Here is a 19,208-nt window from a genome sequence, read left to right on the forward strand (position 1 = left end):
AGAAAATTTGTATGCCTCTGTCCGAATTCCAGAAGATGGGGGGCACCCCCTCCCCCACTCCTGCTGCTTTCGGCTTTCGCTCCGCAAAAGCTGCTAATGAGACAGTGGAAGCTTGCGGGGGATTGAAATATGTAAGTCCCTGGGCATGGCGTGCAAGTCTGGAAGAAACATCCGGCCTCATCACCATCGTGCCTCCCACGGGTGCTGCTCTTTACTTCAACATCCACCCAGGTTCTGATGTGGCAAAGCCTGTGGGTATCTCCCGCAAGCGTGATTTCCGTGTGCAGTTGTTGAATGAAGCATTCAGTCCCTGCACGACGGGCAATCCTGCTTTTCTGACCCTGGTGGATTCTGATGGGCAGAAAGTGCGTTTCTCCGTAGAAACCGGCGCTGTCGTCAGTATGGCCTCCGCTTCCGGCAAGGTGGTCCATGCTGAAGATTATTTCCAGAGTGTGAAAAATACCTATGATGATGCGGGCAATCTGGTGAGCAGTTATACCGCCGTGGAAGGCTTGATGCGCACCCGCACAGGGGAGGCTGGCGCCCTCGTCATGGAATGGTACGCTCCCTCTGCCGTCACGGTACTGGAAGACGGCGGTTATGAAGTTTCGGGCTCTCCCTACAAAACTTCTTACTATAAAACCTATGAATCGGAAGGTATACGTACGACCGTCATCACGCGCCAGCAGCGCGGGCTCCCCGCACATACTATTACCCGTAGGGAGGAACCCGGCAGGGTCACTATCACCAAGGGAACGGGAGATGACACTATCATCCGTACCATTGAAACCAACCGACTCTACGGCGGGATGGTGGAACGCATAGAATCCATCAAGGGCATCAACGATGTAGAACCTGTCTCTTGCAACCGTTCCGTGAAGCAATACACGGATGGCGGCTGGCTGACGGTGAGTGAAACGGAGGCCTTCAGGACACCTCTTGCACGTATCACCACCTATGAATACAACAGTGAATACCATGTCTCCCGCGTCAACCGCCCGGATGGCGGCTACACACGCTACGAATATGACGACGAAGGCCGCATGATTCTGAAGGCGGAACCTTGGGCTGGCGGGAAGGAAAAGATTATTCGTACCACTTATGCCGACAAGCGTTTCTATGACAATCGTCCTGTTCAGGTGACAAAGTCCTACCTCCAGACCAACGGCGTGGAAGTCACGTTGAGTACTGAAGCGTATGAATATAAAGACTCACCTCTCGTGGAAAAGGTTACTAAAACTGTTACTGCTGCCGGTTCCAGCCAGAAACAGATAAGTGTAGAAGAAACCTACGGAGAAGCTGCCGCCTATCCCTATGCCGCCGGAAGAATGAAGTTCACGCAGAACATGGCCGGGATACAGGCCTGGTATGAGTATGAAGTGGCAGAGGAGCATGGCGCCGCTCACAAATGTACCGTTATCACGAAGGTTAATGCTGAACTTGTTCCCGGGCAGAGTACGAAGGAAGAAAGTTTCATGGCATCCGACGATACCGTCATTTCCGAACGGAAATTCATTTGGGATGGACGGGAATGGCTCCTTCTCTCAAGTGAATCCTATGAATACGACGAAGAGCGCCGCTGCATCAAAACCACACACGGCAATGGCCGCATCAGTATGGCTACATGGATGTGCTGCGGCAAGCTTTCGGAAACCGATGAAGATGGGGTCATTACTACCTATGGTTACAATTCAGCCCATCAGCTTGTGGAAACCATTCGTTCGGAAGTACGTGACGGAGATACGGTGCTCACCCCGGAAACTATCGTCACCTATATTCGTGATGCGGCCGACCGCATTTTGCAGACGCGCCGGGATGTTGGCCCCATGACCACTATGGAAAGCAACGAATACGACGCCCTGGGTCGAACCATTTCCCAAACGGATACCCTGGGACGAATGACCACGACGGCATATAGTGACAACGGATTGACAAAAACCGTCACCACTCCTGCTGGGGCTGTCTTTGTCACGGAAAGGCATCCCGATGGCTCCGTACTCCATGACTACGGTACGGGACAGCGAGAGCTCTACCATGCATATGACATTCATAATAATTGTCTGAGGGAAACCGTCACGTTGGCAGACAAGTCCAGCATTGTTTCCCAGACCCTCGTCAACGGCTTTGGCCAAAGCATCGTACAAATGACGCCTACTACTGTAGGTTTCCTGTATGATCGTTCCGAATACGATGAAAAGGGACGGCTCATCCGTACGCAACGGGATTCGGGAATACATGAAGGCGCCGTCTCCATGGCTCCCACGCTCTATGAATACGACTCCTTTGGCAACGTTACCAAGCAAACCCTGGCTTTAGTGGAAGACCCGGGACCAACCAACTCTCCCGTGCAAAAATATTTCTATAGTGTAGAAAACACGGACGAAGGGGTTTTCCAGGTGACGGTGATGACCCGTTATAATATCCAGGGAGCGCCTTTAACCTCCATCAGGAAACAGCTCATTTCTCGGATGTCTTCCGTAGTGGTATCAAAATCGGTCAACATCAATGAACGCAACTTGACTTCCACGGAATGGGAGGAGTATGCTGAAAATACGAAAAGAATCCAAAAGAGCGTCATTCCTACCTCTAACATCACGGCTGAAGCAGTGATTATAGATGGGATTGTGCTCTCTCAGAGGGATCATGCAGGGGTAACCTTTACGGCAAGCCGGAGCTATACGTCTACAGGAATGATCCTTGCACAAACGGATGCAAGGGGCAATACAACTACGACGCAGACTGACATCGCAGGCCGTAAAATTTTAGTTACAAATGCTGCAGGCAACAGTACCGGTTACATGTATGGCCAACCTTTTGATCAGCCAACCACTGTTACCGATTCTTTGGGCAGTACGGCCAACTATCGTTATGACCGTCGGGGTCGCAAGGCTGCGGAATGGGGGACGGCCATTCAACCTGCTCTCTTTGACTATGATTCCATGGATCATCTGATCTCTTTGACGACTTTCCGGGCCGGTTCGGAAACGGTATCCAGCGATCCCGAAGGGAGGACTGATGGCGACACCACCATGTGGACCTACCATGAGGCTTCCGGACTGGAAATTTCCAAGAGCTATGCCGATGGGACACATGTAGATAAAACGTACAATGTTCTCGGACTGCCGGAGCGTCTTTTCAACGCGAGGGGAACAAGTGAAATCCGCGAATACGACACCCTCACGGGGCAACTGACCAGGGTGTCTTTCAATGATGGCTCTACCCCTAGTCAAACCTATACGTACAATCATCTCGGCCAGCTCATTCAAATAACTGATGCTGCCGGAACGCGTACTATCGGTTACAATGAATACGGCGAGCAGAAAACCGATAGCCTGGCAGCCGGAGGCAAAACCCACCTGGTTACGGAAACGCGTGACCAACTGGGACGCAGTACCGGCTACACTTATGCCAAAGATGGAATTGTGGAACAAACCGTTTTCACCGGCTATGGGGAGAATGGACTTATTGCTACCGCAGGATTCCTGCACGAAGGTGAAGAAAAACAATTCGGTTTTTCCTATCTTGAAGGAACCAACCTTCTGCAGGCACTCACGAAGCCAAATGGAATAACGTTCACGCAGACCTATGAAGAAAAGCGTGATCTGATCACGGGCATGTATTACAAAAAGGGAAGTACGGCAATCGTAGAACGGGAATATACCTATGACAGCCTGGGGCATCCGCTCACACGGAGGATTGCCCGCAAGGGCACCATTACGAATGACAGCTTTGTTTACAATACCCGCAGTGAACTGGCAGCGGCAACTGTGGATGAAGGAATTTATTCTTACGATTACGACAATATAGGCAACCGCAAGAGCGCTGAAGAAGCGACGAAGGAACTCTCCTATGGCGCTTCTAACCTCAACCAGTACACGTCCATTCAGGAAAGAGAAGGAGAAGTTTTTATTCCTGCCTTTGATGCTGACGGGAATCAGACGCTGGTGAAAACTTCTACCGGTACGTGGAAAGTGGTATACAACGCGGCAAATCGCCCCGTGACTTTCACGAAGACGGAAGAAAAGACGGTAACTGCCATCACCTGCACTTACGACTCCATGGGACGCCGTGCCACAAAGAAAGTGGAAGTCACTACTGCCGGCCAGTCCGGAGAAAAGACGGTTTCGGTAACTCTTCATCAGCGTTACCTGTACCGGGGGTATCTTCAAATTGCCTGTTGCGATCTAACTCGCTCTTCCCATCCCTGCTTGTGGCTGATCACATGGAATCCTACGGAGCCTGTATCTACTCGTCCCCTGGCAATTCAGAAAGATGATACGTGGTATACCTATGGCTTTGATCTCACTAAAAATGTATGGGAAGTCTTTAATGCTGATAGTTCAATAGCTACGGCCTATAGTTATGGACCCTATGGTGCAGTAACAGCCCAAGGAGACGTGATTCAACCTATGCAGTGGAGTAGCGAATATTGCGATGATGAACTTGCACTCATCTATTACAACTATCGCTATTACAATCTGGCTGACGGCAGATGGATTAACAGGGATCCTATCGCTGAGGAAGTAGAGTGGAACCTGTACGAATTTATACAAAATAATAGTATAAAAATTATTGATTTATTAGGTTTAATAGATGGAGGAATGGGTGGTATTATCAATGGAACATATGGATCTTCTCCTTTCAACGTGCCTTCTAATCCATATCCTAGTTCTTCCCCCTCTAATACTGAACAGGACAATATTAGTTTTCCAATCAAAGGTAACGTTAATATCAAGGTTGAGAATGCAATTGAGAAAAGTAATCCCATCGTTTTTACTGTTGCGGTTGAGGTTGAAAGAACTGGTGCCTTAAGGGTAGATTATGATAAAATAGTTCAGCAGTTAAAATCAGGTGGTTTTTCAAAAGAAGAAGCAAGTAGCGTCAGAGAAGCAATAAAACTTGAATTTAGAAAAAAACAAACTATTTTTGGTAAAGCGATTACACAACTAATCTTAGATCAACGAAAATCGAATGGATTCATTAATGCGAAATCCAATCCATCAAAAACTAATACAAAAATTACTGCTGCCGGGAAAATTATGAAACATGGAGGTCGAGGGTTGATTCTGTTTTCTGCTGGCGTAGAAATATATACAATATTGAGTACCCCTGCCGAGCAAAGGGGAGAAGCGATGTTACAATCTGGAGGTCGTTTTGGTGGAGGTATTCTAGGTGGGATGGCATCGGGAGCAGCTTTAGGAGCATGCGAGTTTAATCCTGTTACAGTTGCCATAGGTGCTTTTCTTGGCGCAGTGGCAGGATCAGAAACAGGAGAATGGATTATTAATAAAATATGCAAATGAAATGGATGAGAATTTAATTAATAAAATTGGAAATGAGAGAATAAAGTATATTGTTGAATGGTGGGAAGATGATAGTTTAAATATTGATAGCAATCAGCATATTATTTTTTCGCTTGAAGATGAGGATATTGATATTATTGTGACCCAAAAAAATATTGATGAAATTAATAGTTTTTTAACAAAATTTGATGTGAAAATATCTATGGAATTTCATGTCGATTTCTTTGATCGGGTTATCTATCCGAAATTTAGGTATGGAGAAAAATATTATGAATATAAATATGGAAATATAATAAATAAAATTTTGGTGTTCATGGGCATACGCTGTTTGAGAAAGAGAAAATCTCTTTAAGATTACAATCCGGCAAGTTGCAACTTGCCGGATTTTTTTATTTTATAAATTTAAAGATTAGTATTTACGCATAAATTTTTTTACGCAATTATATGAATAATCTTGTAGATAATTTTTAGGGGAATGCTATTTTGAGAAACTAGTAAGGATGATTGGGAATTTTCTAACCGCTAGGGATCTATACTTTATTTCTCTGGATGCTATGAATTATTTGGTAGAGCTCAATCAAAGAAATTCATCTGGCTGACGGCAGGTGGATTAACAGGGATCCTATTACTGAAGAGGGAGGATGGAATTTATATAGTTTCGTCAGAAATAATGTTGTAGATGGTATAGATGCTTTAGGTCTTCAATGTGTTATGCCTATTCACTGTGGAACGGGAGTTCCTGGATATACTCATCCTCCAGATCTCCCTGGCTGGGGTACGGCTTTGTTGAATTTCTTACGTTGGTTAATTGGTAATGTACCACCCTATACCAATTACCCAGATGGATCAGAAGAATCCAGAGCTATTAAGAATTCTAGTATTGGAAAGGATATAGAAAAGTATTTTAAAGAGAAAAATAAAGATGCGAAATATTGTAGAATGTGGGAAAACATGAATAATATTGGTATTGAGTTTCCAGGATGGGAAATGATATTTTCCTTTTCAAAAGATCGGATAGTAAGGGAGGTTACAAGGTTTTTAGATAGTTTGCAAAACGGAATTGTTTTTTTTGTTGGAAGTTGTCGTGGTGACGTATATGTGGAAGTTGTGCATGGACAAGATGAAGATTACATAGACGTGACATATATGGTCACAAATACTACTTCTCTTACGTCGTTTGCCCTTCATTTACTACCTAGCTTAGAGAATGGATGGCCCATGGATAATTGGATACAAGTCTACGAATGGAAAGAAAAAATCAATTGTTGTGAAGACCGTACACCTGTTGAAATTCAAGCTGATAAGGAAATAGAAAAAATGATGAATTCGTTTCCGTACAATATGAATTCAAATGATGTCCGTTTACCTTCTAATTACTTTGGATCTATTCCTTCGTTATGACATAAATGTCTTGTTATTAATTGTTTTTTCTAAATATTATTTTTCATACTAAACTTTATTATGGTTATTATATTTTTATACTTTATTTTTACTATTATATCAGCACTTGTTAAAAATAAAATCATATCTTACTTTTGCACTCTATTAGCTGTATTCAATGGTTCCTTTTTTATATCAATGGCCATTATAGATATGGAGGGGATATTCAATGGTTTCATTATATCTATTATTTTAATAGTTATATTGTTTCTTATAAGTTTAGTTATAAAATTTTTAATAAGGAATATCATTAAAACTATTCAAAAAAAATGATTTATCTATGCCGCCTCTGATTTTCCAGAGGCGGCTTTTCAATTATGGGAGCATAGCACGTTGCATTAGAACAATATTTTTCATAGATTTTGCAAAGATCACAATAGATTTATGAGAATTCAAATAGACCTATAGTTACAATGAGTAATTCTACTGCCGTATTTTTTTTAGAGTTAAACAAAGACGAAAGTTTTGTTTAACTCTCACCGACACAAAGTTTTGAACATAAAAAAGAATGTTCAAAAATCATACTAAGGGTGTTACGGCGTCAAAAGAGAAATAATGAAGGATTCTGGAAACCGGATGACTTCCGTATGTATACTGGGTAATAGAATGGGATGCAATTAGTGGCAAGATGTAATCCACGCAAGGATGAATAGGAATCTTGGCTACCTTGCAGAAAAAGATTAAATAGTTTTTTCTTCTTTTTTCACCATTAAGAGGCGGATAAAGGCTGCAACACAGATGGCCATGCTAACGGAACATCCCATCCAGACTGAAAGTAGAAACGAATCCAGAGCAGCAGCAAATCCTGTGATCATAAAAAAATAACTGAAAAATTTTTCTATTTTCACTCGAGTCTTTTTTGTTCTGTGGGCAAACGGCAATGGCATCCTGAGGAGAAGTGAAGAAAGATAAAATCCACCGTAATAAAAGAGAACAAAAACGGGAAGCAACGCTAAAGAGAAATATATTTCTTGAGATCCCATGGAGTACGGCTTGGTAAGATTAATGGCAAGGAAGGAAAGGCATTTTAGTTTCCTCCTACCGAGTGTATAAAGAAAACCCTGTAAGCATTGAGCTTGCAGGGTTTATTTATTGGTACCGCCGGTGGGACTCGAACCCACACTCTTTTGGAACTCGATTTTGAGTCGAGCGCGTCTACCATTCCGCCACGACGGCACGTGAAGTGGTGAAATTAAGCGTCAAGAGGGCCATGGAGTCAAGAATTTACTGTGAAATATAAGGGCCTCGCAAAAAAACGGAGGGAATCCGCAGTGGATTCCCTCCGGAATGTTTCCGAATGGGAAGAACGTTTAGAACGAGTAGCGCACGGTGGCGTTAACGCTCTGGTTGGTCATGTGTTCCCTCTGTTCCAGATGATAGAAGGCTCCGGCGCTCCAGGCGCTGGAGATGATCCAGTTCAGCCCCGCATGGACAATCAGGGCGTGGCGTCCCGGATGGACGCCGTCTACCCGGAAGGGCGTGCCGAAGGCGTCCGTTTTCACGGAAGCGTTGCGGCGGGAGACGTCTCCGGCATAGGCTACCGTTACCTGCGGCAGCAGGTACTGGCCCTTGCCGACGGCGATCTGCTTCTGCCAGGTGACGCCGGCGGGGATGCTCCAGTTTTGCACGGAACCATCCTGGTACCAGGCGGCGCCGGAACCGGAATGTTCTCCGAAGGAACCCTGGGAACCGTGCAGGAATTCGATGCCTGCGAAGGGTTTCAGCACATCCGTATTACCCAGGCGGATATTCCAGGTCCCCTTCAGGCCGAAGCCGTACACGTCATCGTTCCAGGAGGCGGTGGTGGGGCTGCCGCCCAGCGTGCCGTCCGCATCGTTGTCCATGTTGCCATAGGTGAAGTAGCCGTCAATGTCCAGGCTGTTTCCGCTGCGCAGGCCGTGGTGGTAACGCTGGTAGAGCGCTAGCATCAGACCGTCCTGGTTCGCCTTGAACTGTTTGTCCGCAGAGTGGAAGGAGCCGAAGGTCTGGCCGAAGGCCGCGCCGGATATCCAGTTCTTCGTCCAGGCATAGTCCACGCCCACGGCGTAACCGCCGCCCTTGTAGTCAAAGCCGGAAGCTCCGGACACGGAGGAGACGTTCATGAAGTCTCCCAGTCCGGAAAACCAGAGGTTTCTCTTGCCCGGTCCGCGGAAGTCCAGTTGGGAGGCTGCCGTATGGGCGAAGCTGTCCACCACCCGGACCGAGGACCACAGCGTGTTGGCAATGCGGGAGGCTTCTTCTCCGCGCAGGGCTTTCACGGCGTTGATGTTGACCTTGCCGTTGAAGATCAGGTGCAGCCCGTCGCCGGAAACCGTGAAGCCGGTATCCGTGACCAGGTCCGTGCGGCCCTTCAGCGTGGGGTCGATGCTGGTCAGGTCCCACAGGGAACCGTCCGGATCAATGACGGTGTCCGGGTCCAGGTTGACCAGGGACAGGGAGAAGCTTTGTTCCTTGCTGAAGAGCAGGTTGTCGCCGATGACCACATTGACGTGCGCCCCATCCACATAGTAGGAGGAAGAGACGTTCATCTGGGAGTAGGTGTCCCACCCTCCGTTGGTAGCGTCAGCCGCGGTCGTGCCGTTCACGATGAACGTGAGTTCCTGCACTCCTCCCCACGCGTTCAGGCCGCCTTCATAGTTGTGGTAGCCTGCGGAGGGGCCGGAGCCGATCACGATTTCACTACCGTAATAGGTAACCTCTCCCTTGAAGGTGCCGGAACCGGAGACGGTGGAGCCGCTGTTGGTTTCCACGCCGGACAGAACAGTGGAGCCGTTCAGCACCAGATGCCCCGGATTGTCCGGATGAGCGAAGGCTTCACCCAGGCGGATGCTTCCGCCTTCTACGCCCAGGCTGGCGTCCCTGCCATCCAGAACGAGGGTGGCGTTGTTGCTGATGACAACGTTTTCCGCCGCATAGGAACCCTTGGCGGCAACCTTCACATCCTGTGCCGTGACGTTGAGGTTTGCGAAGGCGCCTCCGTCAGCGGCGGAGGCGTTGTAGCCCACCGTGCCGGAGTGTTCCCAGTTGAGGGTCTGTTCCTTTTCATCCTTGGCCGCCAGCGTCAGTTGGCCGGAAGCGCCTCTGACGGCGCCGGAGGAAATGACGGCGTCCGACTGGCTCAAGTCAGCCTCCCCTCCTTCCAGCACGATGCCGTGCTCAGGCAGGTTTTCCCCGATGATGACCTTGGAACCTTCACCCACATAGATGCTTTCTCCGGGTTTGACGACGATGGGAGTGCCTTCACCCAGGAATACCTGGCCTTGCAGGCGGTAGCTCATGCGGTAGTTTTCCAGATGGAAGTTGTCCACCCTAGTTCCGTACATGGCGGTGATGCCGTCCTTGATCTGGTCCAGCGTGACGACCCAGGCGGAGTCCGTGGTGTTGAGCACCGTGGTGCCCACCGTAGCGTTTTGCGCCAGGTCCAGATTCACGTTCAGGCCGTCAAAGCCCACTTCCAGGGCGGTTCCCGCTGCGTTCTGCACCAGCGTGCCGTTGAGCAGCGTCATGCCTTCCGCAATGGTGAGCGTGCCGTTGCCGGACAGGGTGCCCATGTTGTTCATGACGGCCCCGTCACGGAGAATCTGGGAATTGCCCGTCAGGGTGACGGTGGAGCCGTAGCCCACGTTGACCCGGTTGAACAGGACTGCGGCTTTTTCCGTGGAGATGGTCCAGTTGGCTTTGTTGTCCGCACTGCCCACGTTGAGCGTAACGGAGGAATGGCGGGTGGCCGTATCAGACTTGTTGGTGTTAACTGTTGTCCGGACTGTGTAGTCAAACAGCCCCGGTGCGGCTTCCGTGCCGGACAGCAGTGTGATGGTGTCCGCGGAACCTTCCGCTCCGGAGCCGCCCAGTTCCCAGATGCCGCTGATGGAAGCTCCGGCATGGACGGTGATGTTGTCCGCCGTGTTTTCCGTATAAAAGCTGGAGCCCGTCGTGGAGCCGCTGTACAGGGCATAGGCCGTTGCTCCCTCTCCCGTTGCCGTTGCTTCAATGACGCCGGTGGAACCGATGAGCGTCGTAATGCCGGCGCCACCCATCAGGGCTGCCGCCGTGTTCCCGGCAGTCGCCGCGCTGACGGTTCCATTGATCATTCCTGTGGTCAGGGAGAATTCCGCCAGCAGCCCGTAGGCTTCCGCAATTCCTGTGGAGGAGGCGGAGATGGTCCCTCTGATGTCTCCCACGGACAGGGAACCGGTGGAACGTGCTCCGGCGGCCGTTCCGGCCATGGCTTCCGCCCGGATGGCGCCGTCCACATGGCCGATGGTGATGTTGGAATGGGTCTGGTAACCCCCTTCTTCTCCGGCAAAGAGGCCGTAGGCATCCATGCCGTTGGTAGTGGCGGTAATGCTTCCTGTTGCTCCCATGTCGCCCAGCGTGATGTTTTCCCGGGCTTCAATGCCGATGGCGGAAAAGTCCTCGCTTGTATCACTGGAACCGGAGGTTGCCGTGATTTGACCGTCCAGCCGGGTAATGTTCACCTGCCCGTAGTTGGACTGGATGCCCCTGGCGCCGTAGCCGCCGGTCGTCGCCGCGGAAATGCTGCCGGTGGCGGAGAAGGTGCCGATGTTGACGTCCTTGTAGCGCGGGCCCTGGTAGTCCATGGTGTTTCCGTAGGCATACAGGCCCCTGGCAAAATTTCCCGTGCCCAGCTCTACGGAGATGTTGCCCGCCATCGTGCCGATGTCCAGCCGCCCCTGATAGGCATAGATGCCGTTGGAGGAGAAATTGGCCGTGATGGAGATACGGGCATTTGCCGTGATGGTTCCGATGGAAAGTATCTTGCCGTAGCTCCGGATGCCTGTGGCATTCGTGTTTGCTGCGGAGATGTTGAAGGTTCCTGCCAGGGTGCCGATGTCCAGATTGACTCCGGAGGAGGTGTCAATGCCGAAGGCGTTGTTTCGCGTGGATGAGACGTTGAATTCAGCATCCCCGCCAATGGCATCAATGCTGAGGGTTCCGGATTTCCCCCATATTCCGCGCACGTTGCTGGACCCCGTCACGCTGAAGGTGGCGGAGACCGTTCCCAGGGCCGCATCTGAGGCGGTTCTGGCTACAGTGGCGTCATAAACGCCAGCCAGGTTTTCCTTGGGAGTATCCTGGGCATGCACCGTTCCCAGCATGCCGAGGCAGGCCAGGGTCATAGCGATTGCCTGCATCCAGTGCCTGGCGTGGCACGGTGTTTTTTCAGGAGTGTTGAACATTCCGGACTGCAAGGAGGCCGGACCATCATAGTCTGCTCCGTTCAAGCGGAGCGTGTTGGATGAATGCATGTGTATGGTCTGAATGCCGGAATACTCGCCGGCGGTTCATAAAATACTTCGAGGCTGGCGATCTGGCTCATTGCAGGTTTTTAGGCCGTGCAATATACAGTGGCGGTACCGCTCCGGATTCACACCGGATTCCCCATCTATTTCCTGCCCGCACCACGGGCTTCCCGGAAGCGCCTCCCGTAAATCATGAAGGCCCGGCCAACTTACCACAGGGGCACGGCACGGTCAATCCCCGGCGCATTTCTTGATGTGGAAATGCGCATGGTCTTGAATGCCAAACTATTATTTTCTGGCCCCTTTTACCGCAGGAAGCATGGAAAAAGCTGGCCTCCCGACGTCCTAACGTTTTTTCACGGCCAGGGGAAGTCCTGCCACCATGAAGTAAACTTCGTCCGCGCTTTTGGCCAGCAGCTGGTTGGCGATTCCCAGCCCGTCACAGTAGTGGCGCGTTTCCGCGTCCGCCTGGCTGATGCCCATGCCGGTTTCAGAGGAGACGAGCACCCAGGGCGCGGGTGAGCGGGAAATGAGTTCTTTCAGGGCCTCTATTTCCTCAATCAGCGCTTCCTGGAACGGTTCGTAGTCCGTGGGGTCCTTCTGGGCGTACAGGGTGTTGGAGGCAAGCAGGGTGACGCATTCCAGAATGACGCCGTCCACCTGGTCCAGCAGGCCGGATTCCCGCACGGCGGCGGCCACATGGCGGGGGGATTCCAGCGTAAGCCAGCTTGCTGGGCGCCGTTCCCGGTGCTTGCGCACGCGGTATTCCAGGGAGCCGGCTCCGGGCCACACCTCCGCCGTGGCCACGTACAGGATTTTTTCCCCGAACCCGGCGGCTATTTGTTCGGCGTATTGGCTTTTGCCGCTTCTGATGCCGCCCAGGACGAGCGTCATGCGTGCGGCGTTGGCGTCAGTGTTTGGAGATGTAGCGTTCATGGGATTCCAGCATGGCCTGGTGGGAGTTCAGGAAGTCGTCCAGGCTGAAGACTTCCAGGGTGATGGTGGGGGAGAACCGGATGTCCCACATGGGGTGCAGGATGGCGTCCAGCGTGGCGGCGGGCATGTGGTGCAGGGATTTGTGGTCCCGTTTTTCCAGTCCGTGCAGATGGCACATGCGTATGTCCGGCAGCCAGAGCGGCAACAGTTTTTCCGGCCTTAGACCTTCCTTCCAGACATGGCCTATGTCAAAGCAGCGGGAATGGGGCGTGGCGGAGACCAGCTTGTCCAGATAGTCGGCCGGGTGGCGTTCCAGATTTTCCAGGGCCAGGCATTCCGGCGCGGGCAAATGGGGCGTGATTTGCTCCAGGCTGCGGAGGATGCGTTCCGTTTCCCGCTCCGTAAGATGGGGGCGCATGTCCGGACCGGGAATGTGGTCCGTAACCACGTGCATGACCCAGGTGTGCGGCTCCAGCTCCCGGGTCAGGTCAATGGCGCGGATGATGTTTTCCGTGTAGCGTCGGCCTGATTCCTCCGTGGCGAAGCCTCCGTCCGTGGGCAGGTGGACGTTCCACTTGACTCCCGCGTCCGCGGCGATGGCGGCCAGTTCCCGTATTTCCGCGGGGGTGATAAGTCCCTCCCCGCGGTCGCCGGCTTCCAGCAGGAGCAGGGCGATGTCATCCGCGTAATGGACGCATTCCCTGATGGCGGGGACGTAGTAGTCCGGGATGATGAAGGAGGTGCAGCCGATGTTGAGGCCGGGAACGCGGCATTTTTGCGGAATTTTCATAAGGTGCAGAAGGTGAGCAGGACGATCCATTCCGTGCATTCTACGGTACAGCCGAAGACGTCCCCGGTGACGCCGCCCAGGCGGCGGCGGGCATACAGGAGCAGGGCCGTGGAGCCGGCCAGGGCGGCCAGCAGCGCGTACAGCCCGTGCCACCCGGCCAGAGCGCAGGCCGCCAGGGTGACGGCAGCGGCTGCCAGGGCATGAACGGGGCGCGTCCCCTGCTTGAAGGCTTCCCCCATGCCGCCGGGGCGCGCGCCCGGAAAGCGCATGGCGATGAAGATCTGGCTGCGGGCCAGCAGCCCGGCCAGCGCGCACGCCGTGAGCAGCAGCTCCCATGAACCGCAGGCCGCCAGAGCCGCGAGCGCGGCGCCCTTGAAGGCCAGGTTGAAGAACAGGGCCGTGCCGCCGAAGGTGCCCAGTCGAGAGTCTTTCATGATTTCCAGCCTGCGCTCCCGGGGCACTTCCACAGGCAGTCCGTCCCCGCAGTCCGCCACTCCGTCCAGATGAAGGCCGCCCGTGAGGGCCACCCAGCAGGCGCAGCCGATGACGCCGCAGACCAGCGGGGGGAAGAGCAGGGTAGCCGCCCAGGTCAGACCACCTGCCAGCCCCCCCACGACAAGGCCGACCAGCGGGAGCCATGCGGAGATGCCGTTCAGGTCGTTTTGCAGCGGCCACGGCCCTACGGGCAGCCGGGTCAGGAAGCCGAAGGCGGAGCGGATGGTGGTGATGACGGCCATGGTGCAGGAAAGAGGGGATTCAGCGCGGAACGGTGATATCCAGCTCCGGCAGGGTTTTCATTTCAGAGAGTACGCGCGTGGCGGCGTCCAGCAGCGGAAAGAACAGGGCCGCCCCCGTGCCTTCTCCCAGGCAGAGGCCCAGGTCCATGTACATGGTGACGCCGATGTGGTCCATAATGAGCTTGTGGCCCGGTTCCGCGGAGTTGTGGGAGCCGAGGAAGTACTGCGCCGCTTCCGGGCGGATGCCCTGGGCGATGGCCGCCGCCGCCCCGGCAATGAAGCCGTCAATGACGATGGGGACGCGCAGTGAGGCCGCCCCCAGCATCAGCCCGGCCATGGCCCCTATTTCCGGTCCTCCTACCTTCGCCAGCACGTCGATGGCGTCGGAAGGGTCGGGCTTGTTCAGGGCTATTCCCTGTTCGATGAGTTCTATTTTTTTACGGATGACTTCCCCCTTGACGCCGGAACCGCGTCCCGTCACGGTTTCCACCGGGGTGCCCGTGAGCACGGCCACGATAGCGGAGGAGGGCGTCGTATTGCCGATGCCCATTTCTCCGGCGGCTACGATGTCCAGCCCTTTGGCTTTTTCCTCCCGGGCCATGTCGATGCCTGTTTGCAGGCATTCCAGCGCCTGTTCCCGCGTCATGGCCGGCCCCCTGCTGAAGTCGTTGGCGCCGTGCATGACTTTTCTTTTAACCAGCCCCGGAAGGTCGCCGAAGTCGTAATTCACGCCCACGTCCACCACGGAAAGGCGGGCTCCCGCGTTGCGCGTAAAGGCGTTGATGGTGCCGCCGCCTTGAAGGAAGTTGCGGGTCTGGATGTAGGTGACGTCCGTGGACGTCAGGCTGAGGCCGTGGTCGGCAATGTGGTGGTCCGCGGCGAAGAGGACCACGGCCTTGTCCTTCAGGCGCGGCGCAGGATTGCCGGTCATGGCGGCAATCTGGATGGCCACGGGTTCCAGTTTTCCCAGGGCGAGCGGGGGCTTGGCCAGTATTTTCTGATGCTCCAGGGCGGCTTTGGCGGCCTGTTCGTCCAGCGGGGGGATATGCAGTTTGTTCATGATGGTCAGAAGCGTGGGATGAAGAAAAGAATGAGGGAGAAGACCAGCGTGCCCGTGGCGGCGGTCATCCACATGAGCCGTATGGCCAGGGCCAGGTCACTGACGCCAGCTTCCGTGCGCCCGGTTCCTATCCACGGGTAATCCGCAGGAATCCCCTTGTAGGAAACCGGGCCGCCGATGCGGAGGCCCAGCGCGCCCGCAAAGGCCGCTTCGCTCCAGGCGGAGTTTGGGCTGGCATGGGCGCGGCGGAAGGCCCAGCCCGTGGTGAGCGCCTTGCGGGCGGAGGCTCCTTTCACCAGCAGGGCCGCCAGGGAAATACACGGCAGGATGAGGCGCGCGGGGATGAAGTTGAGCGCATCGTCCGTACGGGCGGCAAAAGTGCCGAAGTGTCTGTACCGGTCGTTTTTCTTTCCCCACATGGCATCCAGGATGTTGAAAACGCGGTGCGTGAGCGCGGCGAAGGCCGCCCCGGAGGCACCCCCTGCCAGGCAGCCTGCTGTGGCCCAGAACAAGGTGGAGAAGACTCCGTCCGTCAGGTTTTCCGCCACGCTTTCAATGGCCGCCCTGGCGATGCCGTGACGGTCCAGCCGTTCCGTGTCCCGCCCCACGATCATGGAGACGGCGTGCCGCGCCGCGCCGTCGTTCCCGGCCCGCAGGGCGTTCGCCACCAGCCGCGCATGCTCCGCCAGGCCGCTCGGGGCCATGCAGATGTAAATGACCAGAACGGCGGGAATCCAGAGAATCCACGGGGAAGGGAAGAAGGAAAAGGGAAGGAGGAAGGCCGCGCAGGCGCACCATGCGGCGGCGCAGGTTCCCAAAGCCGCCGCCATTCCCGCCGTGAACGTTCCTCCCCACAGCCGCCGCGCCAAGGGTTCCATATGGCGCGCGCACCAGCCGATCAGGCAGACGGGATGAAACCTGTTGGGCGGGTCTCCCGCCAGAATATCCAGCAGAAGGGCCGCAGGCAGGATGAACGGGCACGGGAGCATGGGTCAGCGTTTCAGTTGTAGAATACGGTAAATGGCCTTGAGGTCCAGATGCTCCCGGACCACGTCCGCCAGGCGGTCCAGCGCGCCGTCCAGGTCATAGGAGAAGTGCAGGGAGGGATTGGCGGGCAGTCCGGAATCCTCCCTGACCATGTTGATGAACGCGCGGCGGAACTCGTCCCCGTCCAGCACGCCGTGCAGGTACGTGGCCCAGATACGGCCTTTGCCGTAGCCGCAGGGGGAGCCGTCCTCCCGGAACATGATGGGGGCGCAGCTTCCTTGATGACGGGTAACGCCGTGGTGGATTTCATAGCCAGCGGCGGGAGGGGCCAGCGGCGTGCGTGCCCGGCGCACGTTGAGCAGGGTCTTGGCGGCGGCGAAGGTGGTGGAAAGCTCAAGCAGCCCCAGTCCCGGCGTTCGTTCCTCTGCGGATTCCATGTGCAGCGGGTCCAGAATGTCCATTCCCAGCATTTGCAGGCCGCCGCAAACGCCCAGAATCCACTTTCCCTGTTCGGCGTGCCGGCGGATAGGCTCTTCCAGCCCGGCGGCGCGCAGGCCGGCCAGGTCCGCCGCCACGCTCTTGGTGCCGGGCAGGATGGCCAGGTCCGGATTTCCCCATTCCTCCCGGGTCCGCACCTGGCGCAGGCGCACGTCCGGCTCCGCCGCCAGCGGGGCGAAGTCTGTGAAGTTGGAGACATGGGCGGGCATCACCACGGCCACGTCCAGGCAGTCCGCGTGCTTGGCATGCCCGTCCTGTTCAAAGGGCATCGCGGCCCGGTCCTCTTCCGGAATGTTGATGTTCCGTATCATCGGGATGACGCCCAGCACGGGCTTGCCCGTACGGTCCAGCATGTAGTCGTGCGCCGGGGAAAGCAGTTCCGGATCTCCGCGGAATTTGTTGACCACGAAGCCCGCCAGCAGCTCTTTTTCCCAGGGAGCGAACGTCATCCACGTTCCCAGGAAGGAGGCGTACACGCCGCCCCGGTCAATGTCCCCGGTCAGCAGAACTTTGGCGCGCGCGTAACGGGCCATGTTCATGTTCACCACGTCTGCGGATTTCAGGTTGATTTCTCCGGGGCTGCCGGCCCCTTCCAGGCAGAGGACGTCGTACTCCTCCGCCAGGGAATCGTACGCCTTGCGCACGTCCGGCCAGAAGCGCCTTTTGGCCGTAAAATATTCCCGCGCCTCCATGTGTCCCACGGCGCGCCCCATCACGACCACCTGGGACCCGGTGTTGGAATGGGGTTTGAGCAGAATGGGGTTCATCCGGGCATCCGGGTCAATGCGGCAAGCCTGGGCCTGGACCATCTGGGCGCGGCCCATCTCCTCCCCCAGCGCGGTCACACCGGAGTTGAGAGCCATGTTCTGCGCCTTGAACGGGGCCACGCGGTAGCCGTCCTGAAGAAAAATGCGGCACAGGGCCGCGGTGAGCACGCTTTTTCCCGCATCGGAGCAGGTGCCCTGAACCATCAGGGCCGGTTTGGGCAGTTTGCGGAGAATGGCGGGGCTATCCCCCTTCAGTTCGGCCCGCAGGGCCTTTTCCAGCAGGGCGTGTTCCTCCGGCGTGCGGACGCCGGAGCGGAACCAGCCGCCTGATTCCAGTCCCGGATAGTTGGAGCAGTCGCGCAGCGCGACGCCGTGGTTTTTCAGGAGCCGGGCGGCCAGACCGGAGGGCGCCTCCGCCAGGCGGAAGAGCAGGAAGTTGGCTCCGGACGGGAGCACGGCGGCGCCCGGGAGGGCGGAAAGCCTGCGGAACAGATCTTCCCGGCGTTCCCGGTTTAGGGCGCGTTCCCCGTCCGCCCAGGAAGCCGGCTGTGCCAGCACGGCCCGCACAGCCGCCGCCGCAAAGGCATTCACGTTCCACGCGGGCAGGGACTGCCTCAGCCGTTCCGCCAGCGGAGCGGCGCAGACGGAAAAGCCGCACCGGACGCCGGCCATGCCGTAAAATTTGGTCAGGGAGCGCAGGACCACCAGATTGGGAAGCTCTGCCGCCTCACGGAGGAGTGATTCCGTTCCGTTCGCATAATCCATGAAGGATTCATCAATAATCCAGATGACTCCGGGGCGGGACTGCACAGCCCGGCGCAGGGCCGGAACGTCCAGCAGGCTGCCGGACGGATTGCAGGGATTCGCCAGGAAAACGGCGTTTCCATCTTCGGCCTGTTCCGCCAGCCGGCAGGGAGAGGGCGTGAAGGAATCCCGTTCTTCCGTCCGCGGAGAAAGAATGTCCGTGCCGTGCCGCAGGCAGGCCAGCCTGTATTCGGAAAAAGCGGGTTCCGGAATGACGGCCCGTTTCAACTCCAGCGCGCGCGGAAGGGCGTGAATCAGTTCGTTGGCTCCGTTTCCGAACGCGAAGCAGCCGGAAGGCACTCCGTAATGGTCCGCCGCCAGTTCCCGCAGCTCCGCCATGTCCGGAGAAGGGTAGGGTGCGGCCGCATCCATGGCCTTCCACAGGGCGGAGGTAATGAACTCCGGCATTCCCTCCGGCCTCAGGTTGACGCTGAAATCCAGAATCTCCCGTTCGGGCCGTCCGGCGCCCGCCGCCAGGGATGTTAAATCCCCTCCGTGTGAAAAACTGTTCATGCCGTAGTAATTGAGGCCGGCGTTCCGGGATGGCGCCTGTGCCGGGAAAAGGAAGGAAACGCCTTGAAGGGACGATTTTTCCGGAAGTTGGAACCTCCGCTGAAAACGG

At 55.1% G+C, this 19,208-nt stretch carries 11 protein-coding genes, 1 tRNA gene and 1 riboswitch; of the genes, 3 read left to right on the top strand and 9 right to left on the bottom strand.

The window, feature by feature from the left end; genetic code table 11:
* The first annotated feature begins 11 nt into the window (after positions 1-11).
* The 3 genes from ABGM91_RS09135 to ABGM91_RS09145 all read left to right on the top strand — a co-directional run bounded on the left by ABGM91_RS09135 (position 12) and on the right by ABGM91_RS09145 (position 6,704).
* Positions 12-5,303 carry an RHS repeat-associated core domain-containing protein gene (locus ABGM91_RS09135; RefSeq protein WP_354831673.1) on the top strand — a complete coding sequence of 1,764 codons (5,292 nt, stop codon included), beginning with the start codon at positions 12-14 and terminating at the stop codon, positions 5,301-5,303.
* A 1-nt stretch (position 5,304) separates the two neighbouring features.
* A complete protein-coding gene (locus tag ABGM91_RS09140; RefSeq protein WP_354831676.1) occupies positions 5,305-5,655 on the top strand; it encodes a hypothetical protein in 351 nt (116 codons plus the stop codon).
* A 359-nt stretch (positions 5,656-6,014) separates the two neighbouring features.
* Positions 6,015-6,704 carry a hypothetical protein gene (locus ABGM91_RS09145; protein WP_354831678.1) on the top strand — a complete coding sequence of 230 codons (690 nt, stop codon included), beginning with the start codon at positions 6,015-6,017 and terminating at the stop codon, positions 6,702-6,704.
* Between the two features lie 719 nt (positions 6,705-7,423).
* Here ABGM91_RS09145 and ABGM91_RS09150 read toward each other — a convergent pair.
* From ABGM91_RS09150 to ABGM91_RS09190, 9 genes are all read right to left on the bottom strand, one after another.
* Entirely contained in the window at positions 7,424-7,726 is a 303-nt protein-coding gene (locus ABGM91_RS09150) for a hypothetical protein (RefSeq protein ID WP_354831681.1), read from the bottom strand.
* Positions 7,727-7,836: 110 nt separating this feature from the next.
* Positions 7,837-7,919 (bottom strand) — tRNA-Leu (locus ABGM91_RS09155).
* 134 nt (positions 7,920-8,053) lie between these two features.
* Entirely contained in the window at positions 8,054-12,013 is a 3,960-nt protein-coding gene (locus tag ABGM91_RS09160; protein ID WP_354831684.1) for an autotransporter outer membrane beta-barrel domain-containing protein, read from the bottom strand.
* A 34-nt stretch (positions 12,014-12,047) separates the two neighbouring features.
* Positions 12,048-12,186, bottom strand: a riboswitch (cobalamin riboswitch).
* A 166-nt stretch (positions 12,187-12,352) separates the two neighbouring features.
* Complete coding sequence (locus ABGM91_RS09165; protein WP_354831686.1) at positions 12,353-12,943, bottom strand: bifunctional adenosylcobinamide kinase/adenosylcobinamide-phosphate guanylyltransferase; 591 nt, start codon at positions 12,941-12,943, stop codon at positions 12,353-12,355.
* Entirely contained in the window at positions 12,918-13,733 is an 816-nt protein-coding gene (gene cbiR / locus ABGM91_RS09170; RefSeq protein WP_354831688.1) for a cobamide remodeling phosphodiesterase CbiR, read from the bottom strand. The genes ABGM91_RS09165 and cbiR overlap by 26 nt, the downstream gene beginning before the upstream one ends.
* Positions 13,730-14,470: an adenosylcobinamide-GDP ribazoletransferase gene (gene cobS / locus ABGM91_RS09175; RefSeq protein WP_290564919.1), complete on the bottom strand. Its 741-nt coding sequence runs from the start codon at positions 14,468-14,470 to the stop codon at positions 13,730-13,732. The genes cbiR and cobS overlap by 4 nt, the downstream gene beginning before the upstream one ends.
* Before the next feature lie 19 nt (positions 14,471-14,489).
* Positions 14,490-15,530 carry a nicotinate-nucleotide--dimethylbenzimidazole phosphoribosyltransferase gene (gene cobT / locus ABGM91_RS09180; protein WP_354831691.1) on the bottom strand — a complete coding sequence of 347 codons (1,041 nt, stop codon included), beginning with the start codon at positions 15,528-15,530 and terminating at the stop codon, positions 14,490-14,492.
* Positions 15,531-15,535: 5 nt separating this feature from the next.
* Positions 15,536-16,519, bottom strand: a complete 984-nt coding sequence (gene cbiB / locus ABGM91_RS09185) for an adenosylcobinamide-phosphate synthase CbiB (RefSeq protein ID WP_354831693.1) — start codon at positions 16,517-16,519, stop codon at positions 15,536-15,538.
* Between the two features lie 3 nt (positions 16,520-16,522).
* Positions 16,523-19,099, bottom strand: coding sequence for a cobyric acid synthase (locus ABGM91_RS09190; protein ID WP_354831696.1), 2,577 nt, complete (start codon positions 19,097-19,099; stop codon positions 16,523-16,525).
* Between the last annotated feature and the right edge of the window lie 109 nt (positions 19,100-19,208).

Origin of the sequence: Akkermansia muciniphila, assembly GCF_040616545.1 — a bacterium.
Taxonomy (GTDB): Bacteria; Verrucomicrobiota; Verrucomicrobiia; order Verrucomicrobiales; family Akkermansiaceae; genus Akkermansia; species Akkermansia muciniphila_E.